Annotated in this window: 17 protein-coding genes; 11 read left to right on the forward strand and 6 right to left on the reverse strand. The window is 52.7% G+C overall.

Annotation, left to right across the window (positions count from 1 at the left end; translation table 11 throughout):
* The first annotated feature begins 152 nt into the window (after positions 1 to 152).
* From RBH20_RS07000 to RBH20_RS07010, 3 genes are read left to right on the forward strand one after another with little or no spacing between them, the layout of a single operon-like run.
* On the forward strand, positions 153 to 1,598 hold the full coding sequence (locus RBH20_RS07000; protein WP_306706880.1) for a DUF58 domain-containing protein: 1,446 nt from the start codon (positions 153 to 155) through the stop codon (positions 1,596 to 1,598).
* Positions 1,595 to 2,095, forward strand: a complete 501-nt coding sequence (locus tag RBH20_RS07005; protein ID WP_306706882.1) for a hypothetical protein — start codon at positions 1,595 to 1,597, stop codon at positions 2,093 to 2,095. The genes RBH20_RS07000 and RBH20_RS07005 overlap by 4 nt, the downstream gene beginning before the upstream one ends.
* On the forward strand, positions 2,092 to 3,045 hold the full coding sequence (locus RBH20_RS07010) for a hypothetical protein (protein ID WP_306706884.1): 954 nt from the start codon (positions 2,092 to 2,094) through the stop codon (positions 3,043 to 3,045). Before RBH20_RS07005 ends, RBH20_RS07010 begins: the two co-directional genes overlap by 4 nt.
* A 14-nt stretch (positions 3,046 to 3,059) precedes the next feature.
* On the opposite strand, the gene RBH20_RS07015 is transcribed toward RBH20_RS07010, so the two are convergent.
* From RBH20_RS07015 to RBH20_RS07030, 4 genes are all read right to left on the reverse strand, one after another.
* Entirely contained in the window at positions 3,060 to 4,070 is a 1,011-nt protein-coding gene (locus RBH20_RS07015; RefSeq protein ID WP_306706885.1) for a MoxR family ATPase, read from the reverse strand.
* Positions 4,063 to 5,157 (reverse strand): DUF4350 domain-containing protein, encoded by a 1,095-nt coding sequence (locus RBH20_RS07020; protein ID WP_306706887.1) that lies wholly within the window; start codon positions 5,155 to 5,157, stop codon positions 4,063 to 4,065. Before RBH20_RS07020 ends, RBH20_RS07015 begins: the two co-directional genes overlap by 8 nt.
* Positions 5,157 to 5,432 (reverse strand): hypothetical protein, encoded by a 276-nt coding sequence (locus RBH20_RS07025; RefSeq protein WP_306706889.1) that lies wholly within the window; start codon positions 5,430 to 5,432, stop codon positions 5,157 to 5,159. Before RBH20_RS07025 ends, RBH20_RS07020 begins: the two co-directional genes overlap by 1 nt.
* 245 nt (positions 5,433 to 5,677) lie before the next feature.
* Complete coding sequence (locus RBH20_RS07030) at positions 5,678 to 6,571, reverse strand: hypothetical protein (RefSeq protein WP_306706891.1); 894 nt, start codon at positions 6,569 to 6,571, stop codon at positions 5,678 to 5,680.
* A gap of 331 nt (positions 6,572 to 6,902) precedes the next feature.
* On the opposite strand from RBH20_RS07030, the gene RBH20_RS07035 reads away from it, so the two are divergent.
* The 6 genes from RBH20_RS07035 (at position 6,903) to RBH20_RS07060 (ending at position 14,483) form a co-directional block, all read left to right on the forward strand.
* Complete coding sequence (locus RBH20_RS07035; protein WP_306706893.1) at positions 6,903 to 7,373, forward strand: dTDP-4-dehydrorhamnose 3,5-epimerase family protein; 471 nt, start codon at positions 6,903 to 6,905, stop codon at positions 7,371 to 7,373.
* 2 nt (positions 7,374 to 7,375) lie between these two features.
* Positions 7,376 to 8,446, forward strand: a complete 1,071-nt coding sequence (locus RBH20_RS07040; protein ID WP_306706895.1) for a glucose-1-phosphate thymidylyltransferase — start codon at positions 7,376 to 7,378, stop codon at positions 8,444 to 8,446.
* A 200-nt stretch (positions 8,447 to 8,646) separates the two neighbouring features.
* Entirely contained in the window at positions 8,647 to 9,576 is a 930-nt protein-coding gene (locus RBH20_RS07045) for an NAD(P)-dependent oxidoreductase (protein ID WP_306706897.1), read from the forward strand.
* 346 nt (positions 9,577 to 9,922) lie between these two features.
* On the forward strand, positions 9,923 to 10,930 hold the full coding sequence (locus RBH20_RS07050) for an NAD-dependent epimerase/dehydratase family protein (RefSeq protein ID WP_306706898.1): 1,008 nt from the start codon (positions 9,923 to 9,925) through the stop codon (positions 10,928 to 10,930).
* 119 nt (positions 10,931 to 11,049) lie between these two features.
* Complete coding sequence (locus RBH20_RS07055; protein ID WP_306706900.1) at positions 11,050 to 12,765, forward strand: carbamoyltransferase C-terminal domain-containing protein; 1,716 nt, start codon at positions 11,050 to 11,052, stop codon at positions 12,763 to 12,765.
* Positions 12,766 to 13,199: 434 nt separating this feature from the next.
* Complete coding sequence (locus RBH20_RS07060) at positions 13,200 to 14,483, forward strand: glycosyltransferase family 4 protein (protein WP_306706902.1); 1,284 nt, start codon at positions 13,200 to 13,202, stop codon at positions 14,481 to 14,483.
* A 60-nt stretch (positions 14,484 to 14,543) separates the two neighbouring features.
* Here RBH20_RS07060 and RBH20_RS07065 read toward each other — a convergent pair whose 3' ends face one another.
* Together RBH20_RS07065 and RBH20_RS07070 are read right to left on the reverse strand one after the other, a co-directional pair.
* Positions 14,544 to 15,704, reverse strand: a complete 1,161-nt coding sequence (locus tag RBH20_RS07065) for a glycosyltransferase family 4 protein (protein WP_306706904.1) — start codon at positions 15,702 to 15,704, stop codon at positions 14,544 to 14,546.
* Between the two features lie 195 nt (positions 15,705 to 15,899).
* Positions 15,900 to 17,363: a sulfatase gene (locus tag RBH20_RS07070; protein WP_306706906.1), complete on the reverse strand. Its 1,464-nt coding sequence runs from the start codon at positions 17,361 to 17,363 to the stop codon at positions 15,900 to 15,902.
* Between the two features lie 429 nt (positions 17,364 to 17,792).
* Here RBH20_RS07070 and rfbD point away from each other — a divergent pair, with 429 nt between their 5' ends.
* A complete protein-coding gene (gene rfbD, locus RBH20_RS07075; RefSeq protein ID WP_306706907.1) occupies positions 17,793 to 18,659 on the forward strand; it encodes a dTDP-4-dehydrorhamnose reductase in 867 nt (288 codons plus the stop codon).
* 190 nt (positions 18,660 to 18,849) lie between these two features.
* Positions 18,850 to 19,734: a glycosyltransferase family 2 protein gene (locus RBH20_RS07080; RefSeq protein ID WP_306706909.1), complete on the forward strand. Its 885-nt coding sequence runs from the start codon at positions 18,850 to 18,852 to the stop codon at positions 19,732 to 19,734.
* The last annotated feature ends 93 nt before the right edge of the window (positions 19,735 to 19,827 follow it).

The following is a 19,827-nucleotide window of genomic DNA, read 5'->3' on the forward strand; positions in this document are numbered from 1 at the left end:
GGTCATCTATAACCCAATGTTTTCGGTTAGAAGGTAAGTAAGTAATTCCCCAAATATCAATATCGATTTCGATATTGGATTGGGTGTATATTTGAAGTCCCTGGCTGTGTCTGTCGGTATCTTCAATGGGCTCGATTCAGTAACAGAAGGTAATGCGTGTTACCCGCCGGTTCTGGCTCACGCTCACTGCTATCGGGAGCCTCGTCATAGGTGGTGGGCTGCTCGATGCACCCCTCTTAGTCGTCGGAGCCGTCGCGCTCGCAGGCTGGCTGCTCGCAATGCAGGTTGCGTTCGTTCGTGGCGTTTCACGGCTTGAGGACGAACTCACAGTCAGCCAGTCGCTCGACCGGTCCCGAATACGGACCGGCGCCGAAACGACGTACACACTCGACGCATCGGTTGACGCTGCCGGCGATCACCTGCCGCTCTCCATCGAAGCACGGATTCCACTCACAGCGCAGATGGAAGCGGGTCCCTCTCCAGACATCACTCTCGGTACATCGATGCAGTCGTCATCAGTGACACTCCCGCTCACCTGGGAGACTGTTGGCAACTACACCGTTCCCGGAGCCACGGTGACTGTCAGTGACGGCACCGGGCTGTTTACCCAGTCGTTCACGACGGCTCCCGGCCCGGAAATAGCAGTCGAGTCGCCGTCGGTCGGCCCGATTCACGTTGGCCAGGGTGGGAAACAGTTGCTACGCGGTGTCGGCGAGCACGATGCCCGCGGGCGGACAGGTGGCTTGTCAGCCGAGGAGATTCGAAAATACGTTCCGGGTGACGCACTGAAATACGTCGACTGGAAGGCGACTGCCAGACTAGACGAGGCGCACGTCCGTAACTACGAAGCCGAGAGTAACCGTAGTGTGGTACTCGTCCTCGATCACCGTCAGACGCTGGGTGATGGTGCACCTGGCGAAACGAAGCTAGAGCACCTCAAAGCGGTCGCCGCGGCGTTCCAGCAGCGTGCCGAAACGACCCGTGACCCGTTAGGGTACGTGACCATCGATGACGCAGGCGTGACAGACTCGAGAGTCCCCGTAGCGAGAACCGAGGTTTACAGGTCGTGTCAGCATCGGATTAATGACCTCGACACTGAAACTGAGACACCGGCAACAGCTATCACAACAGCGCCTCACACCGGAACGGAGACAGGGAGAGTAAATCCGTCGACAAGCACACAATCACCGATAGAAGCGACGCTGCTCGCGTATCGGAACGCTGCTGGGTCAAAGCAACATCTTCCAGACCAACCACTGTACAACGGGTTGCAAGCGGCACCACACGAGATACGTAGCGCGGACCTATTGGTCATCTGTACAGACGACAGCAACCCGAACGAACTGCGGAACACAGTTGGACTGGCAAGACGCAACGCAACGGAGGTCGTCGTATTTATTACGCCCTCAGTGGCCTTCGATACGGACCTTCTCACCGACCTTGGTACCGCCTACGAACGGTATCGGACCTTCGACCAGTTCCGGCGTGAATTGAACGAGATCGACGCAGTGACGGCCTACGAGGTCGGGTCGCCGGACCAGATCTCGGCTATTCTGTCTGGCAGCCCAGCGAACACAGACCAAGGGGAATACGTATGAGTATGGCACTAGCGAGGGAACGGTCGCTCCGATCACCGCCTACCGTGCTCGGCCTGCTGGGAATCGGCATCGCGGCAGGCGGACTTGTCCTGAGTGGACCGGTCTGGCTTGGCCTCGTCGGTATTGTCCTCGGCGGTCTCTATCTATCCGGAACAGCCGTTCTCGCCGTCGTGCTTGGACAGATAGCGCTCATCACAGTCGATGCACCGTCACTCATACCCCTCGTCCTTGTCGAAGGTGGCCTGTTCCTTGCATTGCTTTCAGTCACTATTGAGATACCCGACGGTCGGGTCGCTGGCAGCCTCGTGGCGCTTGTCGTTCCACTGCTCGGCGGTCTTGCCTGGCTGTTGCTCGGGCCCTTGAATCTGGATCCCCTCAGGGTCGGGTCCGCCCTCCTCGTTGGGATTGCTATCGTCGGCTATCTGCTTCACCGATATCTGCTGATAGAACTCGACATCGTGACTGAAGACGTAGCTGCGGATCGTGATTTCCTATGAGTCAACCCGAGCCCTCGCAACTGGACGCATCAGCTGATGACAGCGACCAACAGACCGATGTTGTACCGGATCGCCAGACACTCGAAGCGGAGCTAGAAGTGTTGCGGGAGGAGAATCGCCGGTTGCGCGAGTCATACGTGCATGCGAAGCGAGCAACGTTCAGACGGACCGCGATAGGCTTTTTTACGGTCGGTGGCCTCTCCCTCATAGCGGCGTTCGTCTTTCCGGCCCTGCAAACCATCTTCATTGCGTTCGGTGGGACCGGTGTGTTCGCCGGCATCGTCACGTTCTATCTCACTCCCGAGCGATTCGTCTCTGCGTCAGTCAGTGATACTGTGTTTGACACGCTGGCCGATATCGAACAGCAACTCGTCAGCGAACTTGAACTCCAAACTGAGGCAGTGTATGTCCCAACAGCATCCCGCCCTGAGACGACTGCACGCCTGTTCGTCCCACAGCACGTCGAGTACGCGGTTCCCGACCCGGAGCAGTTGGGAGAGCTGTTCGTCACAGGCGTCGAGTCGGAGCAGGGCATATCGCTCCCCCCCACCGGTGGCCGGCTATACACCGAGTTCGAGCGAACGCTCTCGGGTGAACTCGATGACGACCCCCATTCAATAGCGACACGGCTGACTGCGGCCCTGTCCGAACAGTTCGAACTTGTCGATGATACAACAATCGAAATTGATGGCGAGAACCGAACCGCTTCTATTGCCATTGACAATCCTGCGTTCGGTGAAATTCACCAGCTAGACCATCCGGTGGTATCACTGCTCGCGGTGGGGTTTGCCACGGGCTTTGACCGGCCGGTTACCGTCGACACGCGTGATGACGAGCGGTTCAGCGGTGTCGTGACGGTTTCGTGGGACGCACTCGAACAACCATCGGCGCAGTCCAATAGCGCGGCGACCCCGGAAAAAGAGACGACCACGATGCCAGAAAACAGCTAACTGCGGTCCGGTCGCTATTCGAACTCGCGTTTCGTCCCGCCATCGCCGACCGCTGTCTCGGTACCCGTACTGTGGTCGGTGTCGGACCCGGGCGGCGTGATCGACTGGAGAATTTCTTCGATAACCGCTTCGGCGCTGATCTGGCTTAGTTCGGCGTCGCTGTTCATAATGAGACGATGGCGCAACACCGGGAGCGCCATCTCTTTCACGTCGTCCGGGATGACGTACTCTCGGCCATTCAGACGAGCACCCGCCTTGGCTGTATTCTGTAGATCGATGGTCGCCCGCGGTGAAGCGCCGTGAATGACGTTTCGATGGTCTCGCGTTGCGCCGACAATAGAAAGAATGTACTCTTTGATTGTGTCTTCGATGTGTGTCTCAGGGACCACTGTCCGGGCGTCCAGAAGTTCGTCCCGAGAGATGACCTGTGAGATAGAGTCCGCATCAAGCGTCGGGTTTGCGTCGAACCGGTCAAGGATAGCGCGCTCCTCCTCTGAGTCGGGAATCTCAGTGACGAGTTTCATCTGGAATCTGTCGCGCTGGGCCTCTGGGAGCTTGAACGTTCCTTCCATCTCGAGTGGGTTCATCGTCGCAACGACCGTAAACGGGGTCGGAAGTTCGAGCGTTGACCCCTCGATAGACACCTGCCCTTCCTGCATCGCTTCGAGCAGCGCACTCTGTGTTTTCGGCGGGGCGCGGTTGATCTCGTCAGCGATGACCAGATTAGTAAACACTGGGCCTTTCTGCAGTTCGAACTCGCCGTTTCGCTGGTGATACACTGTCGTTCCAGTGATATCTGCAGGGAGCAGATCAGGCGTCATCTGAACACGAGAGTGCTGGAGATCCGTCGCGTTGGCGACGAGCGTGGCAATCGTCGTTTTCGCGACACCGGGGACCCCCTCAAGAAGCACGTGGCCGCGTGTAAGCATGGCAACAGTAATGTGCCGAAGAACCTGCTCGTTCCCGATAAGAACTGTTTCCGTCTCCTCTCTGAGACGGTCGTACAGTACCGACGGATCAGTCATTACGCTGACGTTCGGACCGCTGTTTAATAATGGCTTCCGTTACTCGCTCTACCTGTGCGGCTTCCCAGTCCGGATGCCGGGCTGTGAGATAGGTCTCCACGCCGTCTCGGGACAGGTGCGGGTCCGACTCGTGACCTCTGTATTCACTGAGTCGATCACGGAGAGACTCGTCGAGACGGCGGTCGTACGCGAGCAGCGCCCCGACCAGCACGACGCCACAGAACAGCAACAGCGCGTCCGATCGCTGTACAGCGAGGACGGCAGCGGCCACTGGCGGGACACTACTGGCGCGTGAATAATCCAGTAGGGCCGTGTCGTGATTGGCGACGATGTTCTGGACGAACCGTCGGTTGTCACCACGTTCAAGCATCGCGTTCACGAAGATGCTCGGATCACTGACAGCGATAACTCGACCGTCGCCGACCGATTCGCTCGTGACGACGGGTCGGGACGCTAACTGCTCCTCGCCGTCAAGGTTGGCGTTCCCGTTACTGTCGAGGTAGGCATACTCTGAGGTGTTGACGAGTGTCGTCGCGTTGCCGGCTCTGACAGTTGTCCCGTAGTTGAGGACGACAGTATCGACGCCTGTAGTCTCTGGATAGTCGCCGGCAGGCGTCGCTTCCGGGAGCGAGGAGTTCCGGTAATAATTTCTGTTGTCGTACACCGGGCGGCCGTCGAAGCGTGCATCTGCACCGACAGCCGCGAGTAGCTCATTTCCGTGTGGGCGGTAATCCTCAGCGACGACGAGTGTCCCACCGCTTCGAACGAACTCAGCGATTCGTGTCCGCTCGCTTGACGAGTACGGCTCGGCCGGCGAGAGAACGACCGCAACGGTGCCGTCCGTGTCACTTGTCGGATACTGACTTACGTTCGTTCCGACGGTCACGTTTGCACCGGCGTCAACTGCGACGGTTCGGAGTTCGCCCGCCCCGTCCCACTTGGAATTATACGCACCGAACGCTGCTGAGGACGTGCTCGCGGCGTAGACGAGTGCGATGACCGTGAGGGCAGTGTAAGTGGCAAGCAGTAGCTGTGGGAAAGTGACCGACGGCAGCCAAGAATCGTCAGGAGACGGTGTCGGTGCCATCAGATCAGCCCCGGCGGTAGAATCGCAAGGATCCGTTTGATGACCACGTAGGCAAAGCCCACCAGACCAAGTGCGATGAGCCACCAGAGCCGCCGTCGCCAGCGCGGCGACACGGCCTGCGGTGCAACCAGTTCGACAGTAACGAGAAATCCGATCAGCGAGACAACGAAAAACAGTTCCAGCGTCAGCGCATCTAGGAGGGTCAACACGAGGATGGTACCAAGTACCCACGTGAGATGCCCGTAGATGAACTGCTGGCGCTGTCGTGTCGCCATGGTAGCTTTGTCACTTGTACTGCCAGTTAAACTTCCGGAATAGACGTGGGCTAATCAAACAATTAACCATCTGATGGTTTGTGTCGGAATCATACGCCCCAGCGCGGAGGGCGAAATCCGCCCTGAAGTATCTGAGCCATTAACCGTTCTCCTAGCGCTAGTTTTACGAACATTATACTTGTGGATGGTTATAGTGGTGGTATTTGAATTTTATTTACTTTTTGAGAGAGACAGCTGATAGGTTACTATTCATAGTCTTCAGGTGTTGGAATATCGACGCTGAGTGTATCTTCAGTTGAGGTAGAGACCGCAGTGTCAAACAGGTCCTGATACTGGAACTCTCTCTCGCCCTTGAATGGCCCGGGCCTCTCAAAACTGGCAAGGTGTATCTTCTGAGAATCTGTATTTCCAGTAAATCCGATCTCGATTGTGCCCGCATCAAAGTCAATATCGAATTCTTCATCGGCTCCAATATCTGGAGACCCACCCCCGTCACCAGTGGGATTCTCTGCTTTCGTCGGAGAGGTTGAATTGCCTAACGCAGCGCGGACTAGCTTTGCATCTGCTGCACTGTAATTCGGTGGCTCAGGTACGTCTCCGATTCCGAGATCAGCCTGCCAGAACACTTTTGAACAGAGGAGTACGTTGCTGACTGCCTGAACAGGGCCCTCTCCGTCATGTTCCTGAGCATCAAACGATCCCTCGTAGTCATCGATTGACTTCCGGAAGACACCAGCTCCGGTTTTGACCGATATTGTATGCACGTCATAGACATCGTCAATGGAGGTGAAATCAAACGCGAGCACCTCTTTGTCCTCCTTCGTTTCAGTGACGGTAAAGTCGAAGGAGTCACCAGCCTCCAGAAAATCGCTGCCCTCTTCGAACCTGAATTCTCCACCCTCTACCTCGTATTTGGCGAGTAGAGCAGTCCCCTTAGGACAGGTATTTTTACTACCAGTTGGGGGTCCCCCACCGTTGTTATCGCCTTGTTTGCCCTTCCGTCCGTTTCCATTGCCTCGTCCGTTCTTATTCGCTCTCCCTGAGACAACTCCAGATATCGAACTGGTCACTGCGATACCGCTTACAGTGTGAATTACAGAGCGCCTTGAAAATCGACTGTCTTGGTTTTCATCTGACATACAACAGTCCTTACGACTAATGCCATTTTAGTTAATACTGGGTTTTGTTAATACTCTCATCTTACCGCGTAAAGTAGATGAAACCTTACTAATCAAAGCACCCTCATTTTCAGCCGAGATCAGAACATGGCGCGACAGCGTTGAATAGAATGGGGCCCCGACGGAACCCCAGAGAATCACCCGGTCGCACGAATTCTAGTAGAGGTGGATTATATCGCCGAAGGTCTTCGAGCCCGATTCAGTAGCTGATTAGAGGAGGGTGCATCTCAGGCGGTAACTGAACGGTCAAAAAATGTAAATAGAGTAGACATTATATTTTGATTGTATTAATATGATACACGATGTTGAAATAGAACATCTTCAGATGAATGTGGATGAGCGAGGCCATCTAACAGAGATCTGGCGGTCTGACTGGGATTTTTTTCAGGGAGATGACGAACCTCAGATGTCCTATTTTTCTGAAACCTATCCCGGTATTGTACGCGCTTGGCATCGCCATAATCGAGGGCAAGTAGATCATTTCGTCGTTCTTCGGGGGAAGGCAAAGGTGGGAATATACGACGAACGGGAAGGGTCACCGACAAACGGGGAGTTAGACACGTATGTTATTGGGGAAGGTAACATGAACGCGATTCGGGTTCCGGGAGACTGCTGGCACGGATTCAAAGCAATCGGTGACGAGCGAGTCCTTCTGGTGAACTTCCCAACGAACCTGTATGACTACGACGACCCAGACGAGGAACGGATACCCTACGACACGGACAGAATCCCACTCAACTGGGAGGAACCCCCCCACGAGTAATCATGAAGGGAGTACTTCTCGCAGGCGGTACGGGGTCGCGTCTCTATCCAATCACCTACACCGGGCCAAAGCAGCTGGTGCCAATCGCGAATAAGCCTGTTCTCGACTATGCGATAGAGGACCTGCGAGAGGCCGGCATTACCGAGATCGGCGTAGTTCTGGGTAACAAGGGCCGGGACGCAATTCAAGAGCACTTGGGAGATGGGTCCGCATACGACGTTGAAATCACGTATATCGTCCAGGGGGATCCACTGGGACTTGCACATGCAGTCGGCTGTGCCCGAGATTTCGTCGGTGATGACTCGTTCGTCGTGTACCTCGGTGATGATCTCATGCGCGACGGGATCACGGATATGGTTGCCAACTTCGATTCATCAGAGTACAGCGCCGGTATCGGTTTACAGGAGGTGGATGAGCCATCCAGATACGGGATTGTTGAGGTGAACGACAGCGGTGATATCGTTTCGCTGGTCGAGAAACCGGATGATCCCCCGAGCAATCTCGCCTTGATCGGTATCTATGTGTTTACGCCAGCGATTTTCGAACAGATCGAGTCACTGACTCCTTCGTGGCGAGGTGAACTTGAAATCACAGATGCTATTCAGGGGTTACTGGAAACCGGAAGTCGCGTTCAGTCACACCTCGTGCATGGGTGGTGGAAAGACACCGGGAAGCCTGAAGACGTGCTACAGGCGAATCGACTCGTTCTCGACAATATGGATGGACAAATCGAAGGCGATATCCAGGATGGAGCATCTGTCAGTGGGCGGGTCGAACTCCAGAAGAACGCAGTTATCGAGGGCGGTGCTGTCGTCCGTGGTCCAGTCTCGATCGGGGAAGGAACGCGTGTCTGTTCTGACAGCTACATTGGACCATATACGAGTATCGGAGAGCAATCGATCGTCGATAACGTCCACATAGAGGCCAGCGTAACGATGGGACACAACGAAATCAAGACCGATTCTAAAATCGTCGATTCGCTTGTCGGCCGAGAAGCCTGCGTAAAATCGAGTGACAGTAAACCCGAGGGCGAGCGGATAACTGTCGGCAGGAACTCGACATTGGAACTGTAACCATGCACATTATCACACATACGTGTCTTGAATGTGGGACTATCACAGCAGGCAACGTGCTGGAACAGCGTCGGGAGATGAAGTGTCCCGGGCTGAACTGTGACAATATTCTCAAGTATTCCGACCTTTCGGGCGACGATAGGGCGTATATTCTTAATAACCGAGACATGTATTCCACGGAGTAGTGTGAGCCAGTAACGATGACAGTGCTAGTCACTGGTGGCCTGGGATATCTGGGCTCGAGTCTTATACGTGAACTCCCAACCCACCCAAAATTCTCCGGTTCGACGATTCGGATTCTGGATAACTTTCGACAGCCGAGATTCCACTCGCTATGGGATCTCCCGGCGTACGCTGACTACGATTTCGTCGAAGGTGATATCAGAGACTCATCGGTGAGGGAAGCAGCGCTTGAGGATGTTGATACCGTGTTCCACCTCGCGGCGATCACCAATGCTCCTGAGACCTTCGATATTCCCGAAAAAACGTGGGAAGTCAATCACGAAGCCGCTGTAAACCTGTTTCGTGACGCCCAGAAGTCAGGAGTTGACGAGTTCGTGAACGCTGTTACCTGTTCTGTGTACGGACGAACTGAGCAAAAGATCACCGAACACTCCGAATGCAATCCTGAGTCACCGTACGCAGAGGCAAAACTCCAAGCAGAATCAGACATGTTTGCGGAGTATGACGGCGAGATGGACCTTACAGGGCTCCGACTGGGTACTGTTTATGGGTGGAGTCCCGGAATGCGGTTCGATACTGTCGTTGACAAGTTTGCGTTCCTCGCTGCTACCGGTCAACCCCTGACAGTGTATGAGGGGGCTGAAGATCAAAAACGACCGTATTTACACGTCCAGGATTCCGTCCGATCGATGCTGTTCGCTGCGGATGAACTCGGTGACGGAGAGGCATACAACGTCGTTGGAGAAAACGGCCGTCTGCAAGACGTAGTTGATGCGATTACGAAGCACTTCCCAGATGTCGAAATCGGTTACACCGAGGCTGAGCAACTGAACCAACTGTCCTACATCGTAAGCGATGAGAAAATCCGGTCACACGGATTCGAGACGGGTCATACGTTGGATCAAGGGGTGGAAGAACTTGCCGATAAGTTCCGTGCGTTTCTCTAAAGAGGTCGTCCCAGTAACTACTGGTGTGTATGGACCCCACTGGGTACACATGAAGGTGTGACAATGAGATCTGGGCGGTTTCCAGCCTTCTGCTCGCAGTTATAGACATCATCCGGCTCGGTAGTTGCGTAGAGTCAATACCTGATAGCTAGGGCGAATTCATCAAGGACAGAGTGGATGTCTCGGAAAATAAAAGAGGTAATCGGATTCCATCAGAGAGATACCTGTTCATCAAATACTGAGTTGCTTAAGATTCCCTTATTTGCAATAATTCGTTTCAAATTGATCCAGTATCTCAGAAACCGGTGTATACTTAATCAGTTACTAATGCTATATGACAGTACTGATGACGGAGACAGTGTTCATAACTGGAATCGCCGGATTCCTTGGAAGTCATCTGGCTGATGAGTTCATTCAAGAGGGGTATGAGGTTGTAGGGAACGATAATTTCGTTGGCGGATATGAAAACAACGTTCCTCGCGAAGCCGAGTTCTATGAAATCGATTGTAATGATGTCTCAGAAATGAAGGCTGCCATGGCCGATGCCGACATCGTCTATCACACTGCTGCTCTAGCGTATGAGGGGTTGAGCGTCTTTTCGCCTGCTCGGGTCAACAAGAGCATCTACCAAGCAACTTCTGCAACGTTATCGGCAGCGGCTGATGTCGGCGTCGACAGATTTGTGTATTGTTCTAGTATGTCTCGGTACGGTGAAAACGAAACGCCATTCACAGAGGATATGGAACCCCGCCCACAGGATCCATACGCTATCAGCAAGGTCGCAGCCGAGGACATGGTTGAACTCATGGCAGATATCCATGATTTCGAGTACGTCATAGCTGTCCCTCACAATATCATTGGTCCGCGACAGAAGTTTGACGACCCCTTCCGCAACGTCGCAGCAATATTTATCAATCGTATGCTGCAGGGGAAACAACCGATTATTTACGGCGACGGGGAACAGAAACGGTGCTTCACGTTCATTCAAGACGACATTCGCCCGTTGCGAAAGGTGGCTACAAACGATAATGTCACTGGTGAAGTGATTAATATCGGCCCGGACGATGAGTTCGTGACTATCAATACACTCGCAGAGACCATTGCAGAGATTATCGGCTTCGAACTGGATCCGATATACAAACCTGATCGCCCACAGGAAGTCAAGCTTGCCAACTGTTCGGCAGACAAGGCCAGAGAGCTTCTAGACTACGAGGCACGATATACCCTCCGTGACGGTTTGCAGGAGATGGTTGAATGGATCAAAGACGAGGGCCCCAGAGATTTCTCGTACCACATTGACGTTGAGATAGTGAACGACCAGACGCCGGACACATGGACTGACGAGCTAATCTGACGTGGCGAAAGAGAGACTGAAGCCGTGGTTGTGCTCCGCCACAGGGTTCCGCATTATACCACACTTACTTGATAGTACTCCAAATCTTATTATTACACTGGACAAACAGGCCCTCTCGTATGAGCGAATACGTCCTTTCGATAAATCCTTGTGTCGGGAATCTCGGATCTCACGACCCAAGTGCGGTACTCTTCAAGAACGGACAACTGGCGTTCGGCGTTGAAGAAGAGCGGCTTACCAGAGAAAAACACGCCGAAAACACGTTCCCAATGAATGCTATTGAGGCGTGCCTCGAATACGCCGATATCAGCTTGTCGAACGTGAAGAAAGTACTGATTCCGTGGAAGCCGCGCCTTTTTTACAAAATGCTCAGACACGATATCAACACAGTTGTCACAGAAACAGAGGGCGTTGCTGAGGCGATTACACAGCTTGAAGGAACGGTAAAACGCGATGTTGGCCCAACGGTATACTCTAAGTGGGCTGTTCGGAACAACCTTTCTGAGTTCGGTGAGTACACTCCCCCTATCGAAACCATAGAACATCACCGGTGCCACGCAGCGAGTGCATTTCACCCATCCGGCTTCAACGAGGCACTAATCGTCACTATGGATGGGCGAGGCGAGTACGACTGTACCGTCGTCTGGAAGGGCAATTCCGAGGGACTCAAACGGTTGCGAACGTATGAGTATCCCAATAGCCTTGGATTCTTTTTCGGAGCGGTGACAAAGTTTCTGGGTTACTACCCAAACAACGGCGAAGGCAAAATAATGGGACTTGCCCCGTATGGGGATCGAAACGATGAGATCGAACAGATCCTCAGAGAGGAGATCAAGACCGGGTTAGAGTATGATGTCAGTACGCTTTCGAAGGGCAATTTCGAATACGCGACGAGGAAATTAGAGGAAATCTTTGATCGCCCCAGAAAGCAGACCACTGATGAGTTTTCGCAGTGGGAGCGAGATCTTGCACATGTCACGCAAAAACTGGTGGAGGAAACAGTCACCGAGATAGTTACCCACTACAGTGAGCGTCTAGATGTGGATAAAGTAGGGTTAGCAGGCGGTGTCGCACTCAATTGCAAAGTGAATAAAGAAGTTATGGAACTCCCCTGCGTTGAGAGTACATTCGTCCAGCCTGTCTCAAACGATGCTGGTGCTGCGGTCGGAGCCGGGTTGTTGGATGCAGGCATCACTGCCACCGAAGATATTTCTACCGTGTATTGGGGCCCGGAATACACCACAGAATCAATTGAGGCGGTGCTACAAACGAACAAGCTCAGCTATGCTAAACCAGACGACCTGTGTCGAACGGTTGCAGAGCATATCGCTGATGGCAAGCTCGTCGGATGGTTCCAGGGCCAACTCGAGATGGGTCCTCGAGCACTTGGCAATCGCAGTATACTGGCTGATCCACGATCGGAGGCTTCACTCGACCGCGTAAACGAATTCGTGAAACATCGTGAAGGATGGCGGCCGTTTGCCCCGTCAATGCTTAAAGAAGCCGGTGACCAGTATCTGGTTAATTTTGAAGAAGCGCCATTCATGATCAAGACGTTCGATGTTGTGGAAGAAAAGAAGGCAGAGATCCCTGCGGTCCTCCATCCAGCTGACGATACCACGCGACCACAGACAGTTCGCGAGGATCAAAACCCCCGTTACTACGGTTTGATTAGTGCCTTTGAAGAGATTACCGGCGTTCCAGTGGTTCTCAATACCTCGTTCAATGATAACGGAGAACCGATCGTAAATCAGCCTATTGAGGCGATTAAAGACTTCTACGGGATGGGGTTAGATATCATTGTCTTAGAAGACATACTGATGGAAAAAACCTAGTATAGCTGTAAGCCGAGAGAGGCCTTGCTTACGCATGTTTCCGAAAATAATCACGGCTGTCACCTTTCCCGATTGGGCAGCGAAACGTTACCTATTGGCGAATTGGAACTATGCTTGCTTGAACGTTGCCTTCTTTTTTATTCTGAACTCCGCGTCCCCACTAGATGATCTAATGGGCGAGATCCCCGCCCAGCGAGATACTGCTATCAGGAATAGTGGGGCCCTCTTTCGGTATCGGTGCAGCAGACAGGTGGTTAGTGTTGTCTAAAAACTGTCTGTAGTTGGGGTCGGCATAACAGAGGTACGAGAAGATCAGTAGCAAGAATACTGTACGTAGCAGCTACGATAGTCCTATCAGTGAATTTTATAGTATGTCTGTTCGAGTGTCTCTCTAGTGACAGTACTGACAAATACAGCGGACTACAGTGGTGACGATGAGGAGTCCCGACAATAGGACCTCCACCGACGTTGCTATCGTTGTTCAGGGGAATTACCCGCTTGACAGAGACGTTCGCACGCGGAAGATGGCGAAATCACTGGACGAATCCGGGTCGAACGTCTTCATACTGGGTCGGAATTCACTGGAAGATCCGGACCTTGGGCAGGTCAAAAGTTCGCACCCACCCCGTGAGGAGGATATCGACTACGCCCACGTCAGGCGCTTCTCATGGCTGCTTTCGACACCGCTTTTCAGGCTTATTACCGCAAAGGTACCGGTGAATCCATTCTGGATCCTCTGGCTGGTGGTTCAGTTCCGAGCTATGGAACCAGAAATCGTGATTCCGTGTGATATCCGTGCGGGCCTCCCCGCAATCGTCGCTGCAAAACTCTGCGGAATCCCAACGGTGTTAGATCTCCGAGAGAATTTTGCGGAACTAGCCCGCGAGAAACCAGTCGAACACGTTCTGGACCACGTCGTACTCAACACCACACTAGTCGGGACTGTCGAACGCCTTACCGTGCAGTTGGCTGACCTAATTTGGGTCGTTGCAGAAGAACGGAAGGAAAACCTAGTCGCTGCCGGAAAAGCCGAATCAGCGGTTCACGTTGTCGGGAACGTCCCGCTTTTGCGAGAGAGATCGTCATTTACTGATAAAAGCGGCGAGTACGACAACGCGGAGTGGCCTGGGTTCACATTCGTTTACGTGGGTTCGATTAACAGGTTTCGCGGTCTGGACTTGCTCATTGACGGAATCTGGCATGCGAACAGGACTTCGGACCATCAGCCGATTCATCTGGCGATTGCCGGGGATGGGCCAGATAAAGAACGACTCGAACGACGTGCCGAAACGCTGGGAATTACCGAACATGTGGACTTTTTGGGATGGATTCCGCCGGATACGGTTACCTCGTTTCTCCGGTCAGGGGATGTCGGTGTTATTCCTCACGAGGTTAGCTCGTACACGAACCAAACGATTCCGAACAAACTGTTCGATTACATGAGTGTACAGCTCCCAGTTTTGACAACGCCGACTCGTCCGACAGCCCGAATTGTAAACGACGTGAATTGTGGAAAAGTGCTTCCCTACCATGCTACAGGGAGTGTAGCTGGAACAGTTATGAGAGAAATGCAGCAGTCCGATGGATATTCAACCTGGGCAGAAAACGGTCGATTGGCCATAGAAAGCCGGTATAACTGGGAACATGAAATGGAGAGGGCGTGTAGCATCCTTACAGACCGTTTCGGTGTGCAAATATATCCCTGGGTATCGGCCTAGCTGGTTGTGAGCTTCTGGGACCGAGTTATGAGAATATTGTCACAGCGCGACCATCAGTTGCTATCCGTCACAGTGTGACCGATAAAACTCATATAGGTCATCCCCGACCGTCTCTGGGGAGTAATTATCACGGACATGGTCGTATGCAGTGCTTCCCAGTTCCTGCAGTAGCTGCTCGTCCCGATACAGGCGAGTGAGGGCACTGGCAAGGGACTGTGAGGACCGTGGCTCGACAACGAGACCGGTCTCTTCGTCCTCGACGACGAACGGGGGGCCGCCGACATCTGTGACGACCGTCGGGAGGCCACACGCCATCGCTTCAACGAGGACCCGACCAAACTGCTCGGTCCACCGCTCTGCCGCAACGCTCGGAAGAACCAAAACATCGCTCAAATTGTACGCAGCTTGGATATCTTCGAGATATTCGAAGTGATAAACCGCCGGATTATCTCGGACATGTTCGTTATAATATGATCTGTCAAAGGAGTTCTCTCCAAGAAGAAGTAGCGAGATGTCATCACAATCCTCTTGCATTGTCTCAAACGCGTCTAACAGGAACGGAATACCCTTGCGTTCGTTTAGCCCATGGACGAACAAGATATTGAACGTCGATTCGATCTTAGCAGGGAGTGATACTGCATCCGCGTCTCTGGGACCCGGCTGAAACCGGTCGAGATTGACTACGTTCGGGAGAATCTCCACCAAGTCCGGGTCAACACCTTCATGTATCAATGCTCGTTTAGACGCCAGCGTCGGAGATGTGAACCCGTCAGCATGGCGGTTCACGGTTTTTTTGATAACCCACGTTAGCGGGTTTGCGGGCCTGTGTGGAATGTTCTCGTGAGCATCGACGAAGAAGGTTGTATCCGTTTGAGCACACAGCAGTGCAACGCAATACGAATAGATCCGGTAATTTTCTGTGACATGGACTGCGTCGTGCTCATCTACAACCTGTCGTAAGCCCGTCAATGCGATACTGGGAAGTTTGTATTTTTCCAAGGCGTGGTAGACGATATTCTCCTGTCCGAACGCATCGATTTTGCCGTCCCACCAGTGCAGTGATTCGATTGGCAGGTTGAGCTCAGATGTATCAAACCATTGTGGGTCACTCTCGAAGCCAGTAATGTCTATGTCCGAGTACGTGTTGTGAACGTACTCCCAGAGAAGCGTGCTATTTGGTCGGAAATACGGACCCCGGATAATAGCAACGTCTGTTGGCATTCTATACTCGTCTCCGCAGCGGTCGGTTTGTCTCCTGAGCCGCTATCGTCCCCGTGTCGCTTGGCGTTGGATCACTTCCGACGTGCTGTTCAGTAGCGGTGGACATCGAACACAGACACATAGCAATCGTACTTGGCTGCAGGCTGGAGGGAACCATCATACTGGGTTCGTGTCGAGCAGCCATAATAAGTACAATTAGTCTACTAGGTACCCCAGATCCGTCAGTTGCTGTTTCATGTCGGCACTGAGATTGGCCTTGCGTGCGGTTCCGATCGGTTGCCCAAACGTTTCTTGCCACTGCTCTAGTTCATCCCGCAGCTGAGTAGTGATCTCCGATCGCTCCTCTGAGAGATCTGTATCCTCATCTGGCAGTTTGTATAGATCGGTTTCCGTGGCGCTGCGAATGAGTTTGAACTCGCGAGTTCGAAGGGCCCGCATGCTGTCCCCATGTATGCTTGACGGGTCGAAGTCCGGATTGATGTCGGTCAGGTCATCAAAATCAAGCGGTTGACACCGCTCCGAGACGATCCAGTCTCGCTCATCGGATACCAGATCTACCCCCTGTAATTGTTCGACTTCACCAGAGATGTCCTCGACGAGCGTTTTGACGAGGTCAATGTGTTGAACAAGTGCGTCCGACTGAACGTGCTCTGAGCCAGGGCCGTGGATGACTAGCGGCACATTGAGGAGTGCATCGTCGAGATGGAATTCGTGGCCGATAACGTTACGTTCGCCGAGAAGTTCTCCGTGGTCCGCTGTAATAATAAACAGCGTTTCGTTAGGTGAATCCTGTTCGGTGATAAAATCGAACAGTTCGCCAACACAGGCGTCTGTATAGGCGACCTCTGCGTCGTACATCGCTCTCAGAATCTCCGATTCCTCTTCAGTTAATTCCAGCTTCCCAGTATTGTACTCCCAGTTGTGTTCCGTTACATGATTGACGACTTGAATTGCCGTCTTCCTATCAACCCCGAGGTCAGCTAAGTAGCGTTCCTGATACGGAATCGGAGGGAGATACGGATCATGCGGGCCAAGATAATGTAGGAACATAAAATACGGATTCGCGTCTTGGTTCAGCCGCCGAATGTTTCGCTTGGCCAATTCATTAACAATGTATGCTATCGAGTGGTCGACAAGGTCCGTTGAGAAGCCAACAGAGTGGTTTCTAATTCCAAGCAGATACTTGAGGAGGATGTCGATATCGACCGTCTCCAGCAGTGAACTGACGCTACCGAACCAATCGAACTCATCAAACCCACGGTGAAGTCCTGTCGCTCTGCTAACATGTGAGTTTCGAGAGATTGCGACAGACTGGTACCCTGCCTCGCTCAGCAGTTCAGGAACCGTTTGCAACTCGGACGGAATCGCGTTCTCGATCATATTCACACCGTGAGCCGATGGATAGACACCTGTCAGCATTGATGAGACCGAGGGTCTGGTCGCGATGGCATGAGAAAAACAGTTTGAGACAGCAGTTCCCTGCGCCTCGTCAGCAATCGCTTGAATGTTCGGTGTTGTGTTTCTCTCGTATCCATCCATTGTGGTGTGGTCTGCCCGAAGCGCATCGATGACAATCCAGACAATATTCGGGTGATGACCAGCTTCCATGGCCAACACTAGGACGCACGGATACATCGTTATTGGTAAAGTACCTTCCATAACCGCCTGCCCAGTGCGATTTTAGCAACGACGTGGTCCGAGTTCACATTTGTAATTATGGCTGATCGGTCGTGGCTCTAGAACTGGATTAGCTGGACGTCTGAGGCGGGTCGTCAGCAAGCTGAGCCACAGACGAATTGCGAAATTACTGGTGGTGGGTAGATAGTTCAGGCGCTGTTCCCCCAACGGACATGGGAATTTAATATCCAGGTAGCGGTATGTCGGCAAAATGAGAGGGACTAACGGGAGGATCTATACTCAGTTGCTACAGCAGGCAGATAGTACCGATTGGCCGGGTAGTCCAAAAGACACAGATACCGAGCGGGAGAGGGAATCCGCTCGTCACAGCCTTGCTGGAGGGGATGGTTTTGACGATAACAAACCGGGACAAGGCAACGGCCGGCGCTCAATTACAGTGGCACTGGTGTCATGAATATCGTCGTTATCGGTGGAAGCGGGCTCGTTGGACAAAACATCTTGCGAAGCTGTGAGGAGCGTGGCATTTCAGCGACCGGAACGTATAGAACAGCACCTGATACAGGAACTAACAGAGAGCTAGATAAGACAGACCCTGTATCAGTTCGCGAGCTTCTCCAAGAGATTGAACCGGACGCAGTCGTAGATACAGCCGCGTTTCACGCTGTTGATGACTGTGAATCCGAGCAAGAGCGCGCGTGGACGGTCAACGCACAGGGGACGAAACACGTGGCTAGCGCCGCAGACGCTGTCGGCGCACAGCTAATTTATATCTCGACAGATTACGTATATTCTGGAGCACCGAGCGATGCACCGTTCAGTGAGACAGACTCCGTCTCACCGGTTAATTACTACGCACGGACGAAGTATGCTGGCGAACAGGCAGCAAAAATCGCTACAGAAACGACGGTGCTACGACCAAGCGTAATCTATGGTCTCGCCAGCAACAACTTCGTCACGTGGGCTATCAGCGAGCTACGAGCAGGCAATGAGATATCGATCGTTGACGATCAGGTTTCTACCCCCACGTACGCGCGCGATCTGGCGCAAGCTGCATTGGCGGTTGCTGATCAGAACCTCACGGGCGTGTACAACGCAGCCGGACCGACGCGAGTGTCGCGATATCGATTCACACGTGATCTGGCCGCATCATTCGGGTTTAATCAAGACCTGATTTCACCGATCTCTACCGAAGAGTTCGGCCAAGAGGCACCTCGTCCGACAGATAGCAGTTTGGATTCGTCGAGAATTTCAAATAACGCAGATATATCATTTCGGTCTCATTCGGCAGTCTTCGACAAACTGGCAGAGATATCATAATAATTCTTCAGCACAAACGTGTTACTGCATTGGAGCAGTCTCTATCGAGTAGCCGACCGCTACTGATGCAAATAAGTTCTATTTTCGCCGTTCAGTAGCCACCATCTATCTATATGACAGAAGGTCCTATTTTTGACAGTAATGGCTATTGACAGCTTTGCCGTTGGAAGAACACCGGGCTTGTACCATCATGAAGCCGAGTGTTAGTGTCGTAATATTAACAAAGAATCCGGGGAAACAGTTTGAGGAGATACTGTCTGCAGTTGAGAGACAGTCGTATTCTGGCCCCGTAGAAACCGTTGTGGTCGATTCCGGATCAACGGATGGAACACTTTCACGAGCAGAGGCCCATGGCTGTGCTATTTATACCATCAATCCGGAGGATTTTCATCACAGTAAAACCCGGAATTTCGGGGCAGAGAACGCCTCCGGAGACATACTCGTGTATCTTACCCATGACGCGACGCCTAAAACGGAAGACTGGCTAGAAAATCTTGTCAATCCGATTATCTCCGATCAGGCGGGGGTTGTGTACGGCCGGCAAGTCGCGTACCCGGACGCAAAGCCGATGAATGAATTCTTTTACTCGCATTTCTATCCGGACCAACGCAACACACTGACTGCAGACGATACGACAGACACACGGCAGTTCTTCCTCGACAACGTGTATGTTTCGGACGTATCAGCGGCCATCGATAGAGATATTTGGGAGCAATATCGGTTTCAGGAGGCCATCAATATGTCCGAAGATAAAGACTTCGCGCTCCGGGTTCTCGATGGGGACGTGAACATCGTCTATGAGCCTGAGGCTGTGGTCTACCATTCACATGATTATGATCTTAGAGAGAATCTGCAGCGGCGATTCGAGGACGGGCGGGCGTACGCAACTATCGCCGCAGATGGAGAGGACAATTTCGTCTCAAATGGGGTGCAGTACGTTATTAATGAGATGAAGTATCTGGTCAAGAATGGATACATACACTGGCTGCCCTATGCAGTGCTTTACGACTTCACACACTTTTTCGGGTTCCAGTGTGGGAAGTTGTTAGGACAGTTTGAGAACCTTGAGCGGTAGTTGAGACCAGTATATACGCTACGCAAGGGCGATATCTATATCCGAAAGGCATACTGTTATAATTATTGAAACCTATATCAACGCAATCGATGT

Origin of the sequence: Haloarcula sp. H-GB4, from assembly GCF_030848575.1 — an archaeon.
Classification (GTDB): Archaea; Halobacteriota; Halobacteria; order Halobacteriales; family Haloarculaceae; genus Haloarcula.